Annotated in this window: 12 protein-coding genes; 5 read left to right on the plus strand and 7 right to left on the minus strand. The window is 58.9% G+C overall.

Annotated features, from left to right (window positions below; genetic code table 11):
* Window positions 1–8: 8 nt before the first annotated feature.
* Complete coding sequence (locus AC2A1F_RS15965; protein WP_484209771.1) at window positions 9–1,160, minus strand: ABC transporter substrate-binding protein; 1,152 nt, start codon at window positions 1,158–1,160, stop codon at window positions 9–11.
* A gap of 82 nt (window positions 1,161–1,242) precedes the next feature.
* Here AC2A1F_RS15965 and AC2A1F_RS15970 point away from each other — a divergent pair, with 82 nt between their 5' ends.
* The 3 genes from AC2A1F_RS15970 (at window position 1,243) to AC2A1F_RS15980 (ending at window position 4,869) form a co-directional block, all read left to right on the plus strand.
* The gene (locus tag AC2A1F_RS15970) at window positions 1,243–1,911 is read left to right on the plus strand and encodes a response regulator transcription factor (RefSeq protein WP_484209772.1); all 669 of its coding nucleotides are present in this window, start codon (window positions 1,243–1,245) and stop codon (window positions 1,909–1,911) included.
* Window positions 1,912–3,333 carry a sensor histidine kinase gene (locus AC2A1F_RS15975; protein ID WP_484209773.1) on the plus strand — a complete coding sequence of 474 codons (1,422 nt, stop codon included), beginning with the start codon at window positions 1,912–1,914 and terminating at the stop codon, window positions 3,331–3,333.
* A 78-nt stretch (window positions 3,334–3,411) separates the two neighbouring features.
* On the plus strand, window positions 3,412–4,869 hold the full coding sequence (locus AC2A1F_RS15980) for a CapA family protein (protein WP_484209774.1): 1,458 nt from the start codon (window positions 3,412–3,414) through the stop codon (window positions 4,867–4,869).
* Between the two features lie 100 nt (window positions 4,870–4,969).
* On the opposite strand, the gene AC2A1F_RS15985 is transcribed toward AC2A1F_RS15980, so the two are convergent.
* The 5 genes from AC2A1F_RS15985 to AC2A1F_RS16005 form a co-directional block, all read right to left on the minus strand.
* On the minus strand, window positions 4,970–6,301 hold the full coding sequence (locus tag AC2A1F_RS15985) for an aspartate aminotransferase family protein (protein WP_484209775.1): 1,332 nt from the start codon (window positions 6,299–6,301) through the stop codon (window positions 4,970–4,972).
* 44 nt (window positions 6,302–6,345) lie between these two features.
* Complete coding sequence (locus AC2A1F_RS15990; protein WP_484209776.1) at window positions 6,346–7,443, minus strand: phosphotransferase; 1,098 nt, start codon at window positions 7,441–7,443, stop codon at window positions 6,346–6,348.
* A 14-nt stretch (window positions 7,444–7,457) separates the two neighbouring features.
* On the minus strand, window positions 7,458–8,126 hold the full coding sequence (locus AC2A1F_RS15995) for a haloacid dehalogenase type II (protein ID WP_484209777.1): 669 nt from the start codon (window positions 8,124–8,126) through the stop codon (window positions 7,458–7,460).
* Window positions 8,127–8,263: 137 nt separating this feature from the next.
* Entirely contained in the window at window positions 8,264–8,761 is a 498-nt protein-coding gene (locus AC2A1F_RS16000; RefSeq protein WP_484209778.1) for an Lrp/AsnC family transcriptional regulator, read from the minus strand.
* 385 nt (window positions 8,762–9,146) lie between these two features.
* Window positions 9,147–10,103, minus strand: coding sequence for a Stealth CR1 domain-containing protein (locus AC2A1F_RS16005; RefSeq protein ID WP_484209779.1), 957 nt, complete (start codon window positions 10,101–10,103; stop codon window positions 9,147–9,149).
* A gap of 180 nt (window positions 10,104–10,283) precedes the next feature.
* Here AC2A1F_RS16005 and gntA point away from each other — a divergent pair, with 180 nt between their 5' ends.
* A complete protein-coding gene (gene gntA / locus AC2A1F_RS16010) occupies window positions 10,284–10,970 on the plus strand; it encodes a guanitoxin biosynthesis heme-dependent pre-guanitoxin N-hydroxylase GntA (protein ID WP_484209780.1) in 687 nt (228 codons plus the stop codon).
* Entirely contained in the window at window positions 10,967–11,554 is a 588-nt protein-coding gene (locus AC2A1F_RS16015; protein ID WP_484209781.1) for a DUF1989 domain-containing protein, read from the plus strand. The genes gntA and AC2A1F_RS16015 overlap by 4 nt, the downstream gene beginning before the upstream one ends.
* Here AC2A1F_RS16015 and AC2A1F_RS16020 read toward each other — a convergent pair.
* Window positions 11,536–11,793 (minus strand): hypothetical protein, encoded by a 258-nt coding sequence (locus AC2A1F_RS16020; protein WP_484209782.1) that lies wholly within the window; start codon window positions 11,791–11,793, stop codon window positions 11,536–11,538. The genes AC2A1F_RS16015 and AC2A1F_RS16020 overlap by 19 nt on opposite strands.
* Window positions 11,794–11,926 lie beyond the last annotated feature (133 nt).

Here is an 11,926-nt window from a genome sequence, read left to right on the forward strand (position 1 = left end):
CCAGAAGGCTAACTGACGCTTTCATCAATAGTGGGCTTTTCATTGCTTTCCTCTCCCTGTTTTTGAGATTTTGCCTGAGCGTTCAGGGAACGGCCCATGCTTGACTTCCATTTTGAAAAGAATCGCTCCTGATTAACGCGATCAAGATCTGCCATCAGCGCAGGCCCGACGTGGATTGCCCGTTCATTGGCGCCGCCAAGGCCCCAATCGCCATGCACAGCATCAGCACGCAACGGGATCATGTTGTTTTTCCCGAGCAGCTTCTGGCCTCCAACTGAAAGCATGAAATCCAGGAATTGCTGCGCAGCATCAGGGTTCATTGCCGTTCGCGAGATCAGCGCCACGCGTGAGCCGATCAGGACATAATCGCGTGGCACGATGACCCCGAAATTGGGATCGGTCTTTGCGCGTTGCAGGGCGTAGGAGCCGATGATGTTGTAGGCGAAGATCAGGTCGCCTGCGCTGACGCGATCAATCATTTCCTTGGTTGACGTGAACAGGCGCGGACCTGCACGGCCAATACCGCCGATCAAATCCCAGCTGTCGTTGTCGAAATGCAAGTCTTGCCGGATATACATGTACCCGGTCGGGCTTTGTTGAGGATCGTACAAGCCGATCCGGTTGTGGAATCTGGCAGGATCACTATGCAGCATCGCAGCCAGTTCATCATGGCTGCTTGGCACTTCACTGCCCGTCAGAAGCCGCTTGTTGTAGCCAATGACAATTGGTTCCGAGGTTACAGCATAAGCCTCGTTTTTCCACACCGCCCAGTTCGGCAGGTGAACACGATGAGGCGAAGAATAGGCCCGCGCGTAGCGATCGTTGACCAGCTTGATCTGCAGGTCCATCGATGACGAGATAACGAGATCGGCCCCCGGCTCGCCCCGGTCAATTTCATTGCGCGTACGATCATAGACGTTGCGCGCAGGAAGCGATTTGTAGACGACCCGGATGGCCGGATTCGCCTTTTTGAAGCTGTAGAGAATGGTGGCGAAATGGTCTTCATCGGTAGAGCTGTAGATCAGCAAAGTACCTGTCCCGCCTGCAGCAGGTGACAACTGCATATTGCGCAGCAAAAAGCCCGCTGCAGCAACTGCAGCTCCGATGGCCAGTAAGCCAAGAAGGAACGCGCCCTTGCCAGGACGCACCTTCGCGATCATTTTCCTCTCCACTCCAACATCCTTTCCTGCCAATTAAACCGGCACGCTTTCGTGAGCCTTTCACGACCGGAGACCTTGATCCATGGCTCGCATACTACTTGTCGAGGACGATAGCTCGCTGGCGCGGGGCCTAGTCTCTTTGCTGCGCAGCGAAGGCTTTGCGACCGATGCAGTAGCCTCTGCCGAGGAGGCTCTCGAAATCGAAGGGAGCGAGCCGTACCAGCTGTTGATTCTCGATGTCGGCCTACCGGGCATGGACGGTTTTGAGGCGCTGCAAAAGCTGCGCAGCCGGGGCGGCACGGTGCCTGTACTGATTCTGACAGCGCGCGATGAGCGGGGGGATCGCATCAAGGGCCTTGATCTTGGAGCTGACGATTATCTGGGCAAACCGTTTGACGGGCCAGAACTGCTTGCCCATGTCCGCGCGCTCATCCGCCGATCGATGGGGCAGGCATCACCGCTGATCACGGTCGGTGCGCTGGTGTGCGATGCTTCGGCCTGCAGTGCGCAAGTAGCAGGGCACCAACTGGACCTGCGCAAGCGGGAATGGTCAGTGCTCTATGCGCTGGCGTCACGGGCGGGCAAAGTCGTGGGTAAAGACCGATTGGTGGCAGAAGTGTTCGGCTATGATGACCCTGTAGGCACCAACGCGGTCGAGGTATATGTCACCCGCCTTCGCAAGAAGCTGGGTGCAGCAGGCCCTACCATCCGGGCCTTGCGCGGATTGGGCTACATGATGGATGCGAACTAGATGTGGCGTGCACGGAATTGGTCCCTGGCCAACAGGCAGCTATTCCTGCTGGCCTCATCGCTGACGATAATAGCCCTGCTGCTGGGGCTTGGTGGCGCCTGGTACATTCAGGGTTTTAGCGAGCGCACATCCGATCGCGTATTGCGCGCATCGGTCAATGCCATTGCCGAGACGGTTGCGGTCGAAAACGGGCAGATCACGCTTGAGGTGCCGCCCGGTGCGTTTGGCATGCTGGAAGACACAGCGCGGGATAACGTTTATTATGCGGTCAGGATCGGCGCAAATACGATCACAGGGTATCGGGATTTTCCGCAAGTGAAGGGCGCGATCGTTTCAGCGGACGAGACGCTGTTTCGTTATGATCGATACCTTGATCAGCCGGTGCGCGTCGCAACGCAGGCAAGGTATTTGCCCCGCAACAGTCAGCCCGTGATCGTGGAAGTTGCCGAGACACTTGACGAGCGCCAGGCCCTGTCACGGGCGATGTTGTTTCGGCTTGTGTTGCTGGAAGCCTTGCTGGTCATCATGGCCGCGCTGCTGATCCGGCCCGCCATCCGCTGGGGGTTGTTGCCGTTAACGAAACTGCAGCGGCAGATATCGGAACGCGAGCCACATCTTCCAGCCAATCAACCCATAGAAACAGCCGGCGTCCCGTTCGAACTGCGCGGTCTGGTGGACACATTCAACTTGCTGCTCGGGCGTCTTGATGCGTCAATCAGGCGGGTGCGGGATTTTACCGGTGATGCGTCGCACCAGATGCGCACCCCGCTTGCCGCGTTACGCACGCACCTGATGCTGGTACGGCGCCATGGCACACAAAGCGCAGATGGCCGTTCTGCCCTTGCCGAAGTGGAATCTGCGGCCATTCGTTTACAGCGGCTGCTTGGGCAGTTGCTGGCACTGGCTCGTTCTGATGATGCGCTGGCATCAGGCATTGGCCAGCGCCAATCATTCGATCTTGCCCAAGTGGCGCGTGAAGTGACCGGTGAACATGCGCCCGATGCAGTGCGCAATGGCATAGAGATCACGCTTGAGGCAGAGGAACCCATGCTGATCAATGGCGACCCGCTGATCGTATCGGAAATGATCGGCAATGTTATCGACAATGCCATCCGCTATATCCCGTCGGGCGGCCGGATAGCGGTTCGCTGTATAAAGGAAGAGTCGCACGCGTTCATCGAGGTGGAAGATGACGGTCCCGGCATTCCCACGGACCAACGGCCGCTGGTCTTCAACCGATTTTATCGCCTCAACCGCGACCGTGAACTGGATGGCAGCGGCCTTGGCCTTGCCATTGTCAGATCGCTCGCCGAAGCCACAGGCGCAGCGATCCAGCTTGATGAGGGCCAAGGGGGTAAGGGACTGCTGGTCCGCTTCGGGTTTGTAGTGAAGAAGGCCCGCATGAAAGGCTCGCGAAAGTGAAGCCAGTTACCGTAAGCGTAACGAAAACAACAACGATGGATGTCTGAAACCATGGCCCATGCGACACGCCGTTCCCTGATGCTTGCTGCGGCTGCAATCAGCCTGCAGTCGGCCAATGCCCAGCCCTATCGTTCAACTCCTGACGCAGCGACATTTCCCTACCGCGATCTGCAGAACGAACTGCGCAACAAGATGGACGGGGTCTACACCGTTGCCGTTACCGGCGATCTGCTTTTTCAGGAACCTGCGAGCAAGCGCATCAGCCCTGCAATCAAGGCCGTGCTGAAAGATGCCGACACGACGATTGGCAATCTGGAAGTCTACCTTGTCGATCGGCAGACATGGGCCGGACCGCACGGCTATCGGAATAACTGGGCGCCCAAGGAAGTGGCGGCGGACATTGCCGACATGGGTTTTGATCTGGTGGCGCCCGGCGAGGCCGATGGCGGGCCGGACGAACAGATCGAGACGATGAAGTATCTTGATGCCGCCGGGATCAAACGCCCCGGCTATGGCCCTAACCTCTCGATTGCGCGCCAACCGGCGTTTCAGGAATTGCCTCAGGGCCGTGTTGCCATGGTGGCGGCATTTCCGTTCGGCCCGGTCGGGACAGATCCGATCGCCCAGAACAAGACCGGTAACGACAATGGCGAGCAGGCAGGCCTCAATCCCCTGCGGCTGACGCAATGGATGACGGTAACGCAGGCGCAGTTCGACCAGTTGGAGGCGATGCGCGACGCGATTGTAGCGCGCCGCAATGAAGCCGATGTAGCAAGGCCGACCGCGCTTCCCAATGACCGTCCGGGCCGATTGAGCTTCTTCGGCAAAAATTACCTTGTTGATGAAAAGCCCGGCGAGTTTCGCTACGAGATGAACACAGTTGACCGGCAGTCGCAGGTGCTTGCCGTGCGCAATGCCAAGGAATATGCCGATTTCGTCGTGTTCACCACGCACATTCATGAAAACCGCTATGCTTTTCAGGCATACTCGCAGGATCATTACCCACCCGATTATGTGCGCACCTTGGCGCGCGAATTGATCGAGAATGGGGCGGACATGTTTCTGGGGAGTGGCAACCACACCATGCAGGGCATCGAGATCTACAAGGGCCGTCCGATTTTCTACAATCCGGGCAATTTCTCGGTGCAGCGGTTTGGTTCAGATGATAGCCCGCCCAATCCCGAGGGCTTGACCAATATCGAGGCAGACGAACTGCGCAACGATTGGTTGCAGCAGCATATCAACCTCACAGCTTATGTTGCGCAGGCAAAGTATGACAAAGGGCGGCTGGCAGAAATTCGGATCTATCCCGTCGATCTGGGTGCAGACCATGCCAAAGTGCCATGGTCACGATCGAGCATTCCTCAAACTCCATCGCCGGAAATGGCCCGCAGAATCCTCACCGACCTGCAGAAGTTTTCCGAGCCCTTCGGCACGAAGATCGAGATTGCGGGCGGCATCGGCATCATCCGCGTGTCCCCGGATGCGACGCAGCCGATCGCTCCTTCGGTCAAGCGCGGACAGGCATCAAATTGAATAATGTGCGGGTTTGGACCTGTTTGACATAAAAGCCGAGCTACCGGGCTGGACATGCGCACGCGCGTCTGGGCAGCGGCAAGCAGCGGCCGTGATAGTGTCAGCTTTGGCTCACAGTACTCAGCGCTTTTTCGAAGGAACCCAGAAACGCCTTAACGTGGCTGTGCTGGCAAATCAGCGGCGGCCGCACTTTGAGCGTGTCTTCATTGGCTCCGGTGGTGCTGATCAGCACGCCATCATCGCGCATGGCATTTACCAGATCAAGCGCCATGGAACGGCGCGCCTTGGCGTCGCTTGTTGAACGGCCAATATCGATGCCGAAGAACAGGCCGGCGTTGCGGATGCCCAGTATGCCGGGCACCCTGCAGGCGATCTCCTCAAGACCTCGCCGCAGGCTTTTGCTTACGGCGACGACATTTTCGGGGATCCTGTCGCGCTGAAGAATCGTCAGAACGGCGTCTGCCGTAGCGATACCCACCGTGTTGCCAGCAAAGGTATTGGAATAGCGGGCCGTCACGCCAAATGTCTCGACCGGGCTCTGGCGGCCCACCACTGCGCCGATCGGAAATCCGTTGCCCATCGGCTTGCCCAGCGTAACCAGATCAGGGACGATGGCATGACGTTCAAAGCCCCAGAAGTGCGCGCCAGTGCGGCCAAACCCTGGCTGCACTTCATCAGCGATCACAAGGCCGCCAGCTTCCCGGACTGCGTCGACCGCGCCCTGCAGGAAACCCGGAGGATCGACCCACACCCCATCGCTTGAAAAAATGCTGTCGAACAGGAACGCGGCAACGCCAATCCCGCGACGGCGCAGGTCATGAATGGCGGCACGCACTTCGGCTTCAAAGAAATCGGCGGCCTGTGCGTCTGGAATTCCGGCAGGGCCAGGCAGGTTCACCATCCGCACAAACGGGCTGAGGTCTACCGCATCCCCCAAGTTCGGCGAAACTGCAGCATCGGCAGCGCTGGTCCCGTGGTAGGCATAAGCTGATACGATCACGCCCTCATTGCCGGTGGCAAGCCGCGCAATCCGCAGCGCCAGATCATTGGACTCACTGCCAGTGCAGGTGAAGACCACGCGGTTCAACTCTGGCGGAAAGGTGCCGACCAGCCGTTCTGCATAGTCCACCAGCCGCGGTTCAAGGTAGCGGGTATTGGCGCTGAGACGGCCCGCCTGCTCCATCATTGCAGCATTCACTTCAGCGTTGCAGTGGCCAAGCGAGGGCACGTTGTTGTAAAAATCGAGATAGGGCTTGCCGTCAGGGTCGAAGAGCCACATCCCTTCGCCGCGCACGAAGTGTACCGGCTTGCGATACTGCAGCCGATAGGACGCGCCCAGCACAGCATCGCGGCGGGCGATGAGCGCCGCTTCGCGTTCGGGGAGCAGGACTTCGCCGGGGCGGTACCGGTTTGGCATCAGGTCGGTCGACATGGCTGGCTTTCCGTTCAAACACTCGCGTTTATTGTATTCGGGCATCAGCAACTGGCGGCAACGGCAGCGTGTACAGCGCGTTCAGCAGCATCCGAATGAGCATTGGCATAAACATTGGCATCAAGGGCTGACAGAATGAGAAGGCCAGTCTCGGCGCGTTTGACGTTTTTCATGATGTATTGCGCCTCGTCTGGAAAGAGATTGGCGCGCCAGTGATTGATCAGGATGAGAGCGGTCTGCCTCGCGCGGATCATGCTGACGAGCAGGCGCATTTCGAGCGCCGTCAGCGGCCGCACCGCATGATAACCTGCGATGATCGGTTCGGCCCCACCAAGCGTCTGGCCCGGATCGGTTACGAAATGGCTGGCCGCGATGACCAGGTCCTGAATCCGGGGGTTCCAGCCGCCATCGCCAAAGTCGATGAAGGCGATCCCGCTGTTGGTCTGAAACATGTTGAACGGGCTGGGATCATTGTGCGTGATTTGCCAGTCCAGCTCGCCGATGTGCGGTTCAACGTGGGTCTGGTAGTGGGCCAGTGCTGTCTTGGCCCGGTCCGATGTCGACCCAGCGGGAAGATAGGTCAGCAGTTCTTTTAACCACGGCCATGATCCGATCTGCCAGAGCACCGGCCGATCAGACGTGGGCGCATCAATGCCGCTCAGTGCCATCCCCAGCCGCGCCAGCGTTGCTCCAACCTGCCGCAGCAGAGGCGCGGTTGGCGCAAGCGTATGAAGCGGCGCCCCGATGATCTGCGTCTGCAGATAACCGCACACCTCTCCATCACGGAACAGATCATCGCCATTCACCGTCGTTACGATGCGCGGCAGCGGCAGATCGGACGCATCTTCCAGCCCCCGCAGCACAGTGCTCTGAAACTGGAAGCTCGCCCTTGCCTCGGGCCGATTGGACAGCTTCAGGATCAGCCGCCGTCCACTCGCCTCCTCCACGCCAAGAGTACGTTCAAATTCCGAAGCGAGGACTGTGACCGAACCTGTCGAGCCATAATGGCGCTCAAGCAGATCGAGCGGAAAATCAGCGGCAGGGATATAAGGCGGCAGGGCAAGCAATGCGGCAGCCGCCCTGTATTCGGCTTCGCTTTTCCCCCTGCATCGCAGCGGCCGGATGAGATCGACTTGCGCCATCAGCCCTGCGCCACTCAGAACCCGAAAACTGCAGGCAGCTGAGAAATATCGGCAATTTCGGTATATTCATAGAACGGATTGGCTGGTTCATGCCCACGGTTGACCCAGACCTTGCTTTTGATCCCGATATCGTAAGCGGACATGAGATCATGGCGGAACGATGAAGACACGTGCGTGATATCCTCAGGCCCGCAGCCCAGCACATCGAACATGTATTCGAACGCGCGCAGATGGGGCTTGTAGGACCCCGCCTCCTCAGCAGTGATCACTGCATGAAATGGTGCGCCAAGTTTGGCGACGTTGGACGAAATCTGCGTCACCATCGAGTTGGTGAGGATAACCAGCGGGATGTGCTGCGCCAGACGGGCAAGCCCTGCTGGAACATCCGGGTGCGGTCCCCATGTCGGAATCCGGTTGTAGATCAGGTCCGCGTCTTCAGGCTTGAACGAAACCTTGTTGCGGCGGCAGGCCCGTTCGAGTGCGTTGTGCACGACATCAGCATAGGGCTTCCAGTCCTGCGAAACTTCATCAATCCGATAGGCTTGGAAATTCTTGATAAACTCGGCCATCCGAGCCTCGTCCAGCATCTCTGCATACAACTCCCGGGCAACATCGGCCATCTGGAAGTTGATCAGGGTGCCATGACAATCAAAGGTCACGAACTTCGGACGAAACACAGCCATTTGCAAACCTCCGCAAACTTTCTGATTGATGTCTACGCAGTGAGGAGCAGAGGTTTGTGCCGAACTTGCGAATGTCATCAGCAGGATAAAGTAGCCGAAATGCCGCGGGCATCAGATTTAAGCTTACAAGTGCCTGATCAAGCGCCTTCGCTTGCGCCGATATCAAACAACTCCCCCAGCGGCAGACTGTCCCGCTCGATCGGCGAACTCAGAACAATGTAGCTCGAAATCTTGCCGATGCCGACATTGCCTTCGAATAGCCGTTCAAGAACCCGGCTGTAGTGCGAAACACTGCGGGCAACGATACGCAGCAGATAGTCGTAGCCGCCCGTAACATGGTGGCACTCCAGCACTTCGGGGATCTGGCGGGCGCAATCGAGAAACTTCTCGAAGCGGAACGTGCGATGGCCGGTCAGGGTCACCTCTGTGAACACCATGACATGCTCACCCAACATGCCCAGCGCCAGCCTTGCTCCATAGGACCGGATGAGGCCGATGCTTTCCAGCCGCTTCACCCTTTGCAGGCAGGGGCTTGCCGTAAGGCCGACGGCGTCAGCCAGCGCAATGTTAGTGATCCGGCTGTTCTCCTGCAAATGCGCAAGGATCTTGAAGTCGATCGAATCCAGCTTTTCCATCTCATCCTGCTCGCGCGATGTCTGCTCGGGATTGGCCCGGGTCCTCTGTGATGGTGACTGTACTCCTGCGGAATTATCGTTGGTAGATATGGCCTTCACGCATTGAATCCGCTGCAAATCAGGGTCAACGCGGACGCATTCTGGCTGACTGATCTTAAGATCATGCACCACCACTGCCGGCCGCGCCATCAAGACCTGACCCAGCTTTGCCGCGCTTTCAGTACAGCGGCAGCAAGACATCCCTTGTCTGGCGGAAAAACGCTACGACTGTGGCATTGCGGTTGAAACCCATCTTCAGCGGGCACCGCTGCGATTGCTTCAAGTCAAGACGCTGGAGCCGCATTTGCGAAATCGGCGCAATGTGGCGGACTTCGGATAAGGGCCACTACGCCGCAATAGCGCGTTCGATCCACTCGCGTGTATCGGGGATGACGGCTTCGACCTGCGGCAAATCGTTGACGCACAGGAACTTGAATTGGGGTTGCAGCGCGCGAGCCAAATAGGCCCGCACATGCGGCAGCGGATAATCCAGCACCGCGCCGGTGCGCAAATGCAGATGATCTTCCGCCACCTGCAGCACTACCTCTCCGGCTGCGATACATGCATGGTTATGCAATCCTTGTGGCAGGAACTGCGAAACGCAGCGGAAACGGTGGCTGATATTTGCCACAAATGCGGCACGATGCTGATCATAAAGCCGGGCCAGCACCGACCGGCGCAGCGGGTGGACAACATGGGCCGCGCGGAACAATCGCTCTGCACCAAAGCCTGCCAGCGCCGCCGCGTTGATCTGCGTCAGTGCATTGAGCAGAGTGGGATCATCGCGGCTGGCAGGATCGGCGGCGATGGCGCGCTGATCCACCCATCCGCCGCGCAGCACGGGGGCATCACCGCAGAACACGTCTTCGGGCTCTAGCGGCCCGGTTAGGAACACGTCGTCATTGAAGTAGACGAACCGTTCAGCCAAACCCGGAATGCGCCACAATAACGTTTCGATGGCCAGCGAGTTGAAGGTTGGCAGAACGCTTTCATGGCCCGCAAACAGCGTCAGGTGATCGACGATTGCGATACGGTTGACCAGATCCGACGGAAGGCGGGACAGGTCCGGCACTTGTGCATCGGTGATGATCCATATCCGCCCGATCCACGGCGCATGGTTGGCGATTGAGCGAAGGCAATAGCCCAATTCATCGTTGCACGCCCAGCGATGCGGATTGGTGCCGTTCACATTGCGCGGCGCTTGCGGCTGATGATGCAAACGCTTGGCGATATGGCGCGGGTCGTCGCCATCTACCCATGTGATGACCGCGTCGATCCGCGCGGTGCCGCTGTCATTCTGCATCTGTCCCGTCCGGGCGAGTGTTTAGTCTGCCACGATAGAACAGGACAAGCGCGCCACTGGCGCGCAACGGCAGGCAAGTCAACGTTCCCGTGGGACAAGGTCAGGGCAACCGCAGCAACCAACGCGTGATGGAACCCCTTTGCCACTCGATCGTTCGACGGAGCCAAGGGAACAAAACGCATGTTGACCGACCAGCATACCCAAGCCGTGGCAGAAAACGCCTTGTTCGAAACCATTGGCAACGCTGCATTTCCTTGCGTTGGTGCCAAATCCGCGATGGCGCGCGGCACGCTCAAGGTGCTCGCTTGCCACAGCCTCGACAGTTCGTGGGATGATCTGATCATCCATCAGGCGCTGATGAACTGGGCAGCTGAATATCGCGCCGATCCGGGTGGCCTGCGCAGCCTTGCGGTGACATTTGAAGGCCCTGCTGATATCGACGAATCGCGGTTCGAAGAACTGATGTGGCAGCGCATCCAGTCCTTTGCCGACAAGGATGCGTGGCTGGGCCATCCCTATGATCACCGTGTCAGCGCCGATCCGGCTGACCCGCATTTCTCGCTGAGCTTTGGCGGCGAGGCCTTTTTCGTGGTCGGCCTGCACCCCAATGCTTCGCGCCCGGCCCGGCGGTTTGCCCGGCCCACGCTCGTATTCAATCTGCATGATCAGTTCGAAAAGCTGCGCGAGGACGGCCGCTATGACAAGATGCGCGCCACCATCCTCAACCGCGATGTGGCACTGGCAGGGGATATCAATCCCATGCTCGCCCGCCATGGCGAGGCCAGCGAAGCGGCACAATACAGCGGCAGGCTGGTGGACGAAACATGGCGCTGCCCGTTCAGCGACAAACGCGCGAACGCAGCATGACGCCCCATGAGATCCCACCCCGCAGTGGCACCGCTTTCCCGCTGGCCAAGGGGCAAGTGCTGCGCGTGATCGATCCGCGCGGCGTGCAGGTGAGCGATCTGCTGGCATTTGACGCGCATGACCTGCGCGAGGTCATCTCGTCCGGGCGCACATTCGATTATGAAGAGACGATCCGCCTGACCACCGGCAACGTGCTGTGGTCCAACCGATCAAACCCGATGCTGAAAATCATCGAGGACACTGTGGGCTGCCACGATTTTCTGCTGACGCCCTGCAGCGAGGCGACCTTCCGCCACTTTTACCCGCAAGAGCCCGTGCACCGGGGCTGCTTTGGGAATCTAGCCGCAGCGCTCGAACCTTATGGCGTTGAACCCGACGCCATACCGGTGGCGTTCAACATTTTCATGAACGTGCCGGTAGACGCACGCACCGGCAAGATCGAAGTCCTGCCACCGATCAGCAAATCCGGCGACTTCATCCGCCTGCGCGCCTGCCGCGATCTGATAGTAGGCCTTACGGCGTGCTCGGCAGGGGCATCAAACGGCGGAAGCTTCAAGCCGATCCACTACGTGGTGGAAGACTGACCGGGCAGCATTGCGGCAATCTGGCGTTCGGCTTCCGTCGCTTCGGCTATCAGCGCGCGCAGGGCATGGGCAGTGTCTTCAAGCAGCCCTACCCCGAACGGCTTTTCACCACTGATGAACCGGCGCAGTGCGCGCTCATCAATGCCCAGCCGCCGCGAAGCTGCGGTGACCCCGCCAAGCACTTGCACGCAAAAGGCAAAGTGTTCGCGCTGATCTTGTTCAGACGGTATCGCTGTCATTGGTCCTCCGAAACATTCTTTTGCCGATGCCTATGGCGCAATAACGTCTGCACTCGCTTTGCCCAGCACCCAGATTCTGACCTGATTCAGGGCGAGGCTGCCAGCATTCCCCTGAGCCGCGACATATCGCGGC

The sequence above is a fragment of the Novosphingobium sp. HNCC26BN242 genome, assembly GCF_057180525.1.

What these genes read in the sequence shown, in the direction of transcription:
- AC2A1F_RS15965 (WP_484209771.1), bottom strand. Translation starts at nt 1,160, where the DNA reads ATGATCGCGAAGGTGCGTCCTGGCAAGGGCGCGTTCCTTCTTGGCTTA.
- AC2A1F_RS15975 (WP_484209773.1), top strand. Translation starts at nt 1,912, where the DNA reads ATGTGGCGTGCACGGAATTGGTCCCTGGCCAACAGGCAGCTATTCCTG.
- AC2A1F_RS15970 (WP_484209772.1), top strand. Translation starts at nt 1,243, where the DNA reads ATGGCTCGCATACTACTTGTCGAGGACGATAGCTCGCTGGCGCGGGGC.
- AC2A1F_RS16000 (WP_484209778.1), bottom strand. Translation starts at nt 8,761, where the DNA reads ATGGAAAAGCTGGATTCGATCGACTTCAAGATCCTTGCGCATTTGCAG.
- AC2A1F_RS15995 (WP_484209777.1), bottom strand. Translation starts at nt 8,126, where the DNA reads ATGGCTGTGTTTCGTCCGAAGTTCGTGACCTTTGATTGTCATGGCACC.
- AC2A1F_RS15990 (WP_484209776.1), bottom strand. Translation starts at nt 7,443, where the DNA reads ATGGCGCAAGTCGATCTCATCCGGCCGCTGCGATGCAGGGGGAAAAGC.
- AC2A1F_RS16015 (WP_484209781.1), top strand. Translation starts at nt 10,967, where the DNA reads ATGACGCCCCATGAGATCCCACCCCGCAGTGGCACCGCTTTCCCGCTG.
- gntA (WP_484209780.1), top strand. Translation starts at nt 10,284, where the DNA reads ATGTTGACCGACCAGCATACCCAAGCCGTGGCAGAAAACGCCTTGTTC.
- AC2A1F_RS16005 (WP_484209779.1), bottom strand. Translation starts at nt 10,103, where the DNA reads ATGCAGAATGACAGCGGCACCGCGCGGATCGACGCGGTCATCACATGG.
- AC2A1F_RS15980 (WP_484209774.1), top strand. Translation starts at nt 3,412, where the DNA reads ATGCTTGCTGCGGCTGCAATCAGCCTGCAGTCGGCCAATGCCCAGCCC.
- AC2A1F_RS16020 (WP_484209782.1), bottom strand. Translation starts at nt 11,793, where the DNA reads ATGACAGCGATACCGTCTGAACAAGATCAGCGCGAACACTTTGCCTTT.
- AC2A1F_RS15985 (WP_484209775.1), bottom strand. Translation starts at nt 6,301, where the DNA reads ATGTCGACCGACCTGATGCCAAACCGGTACCGCCCCGGCGAAGTCCTG.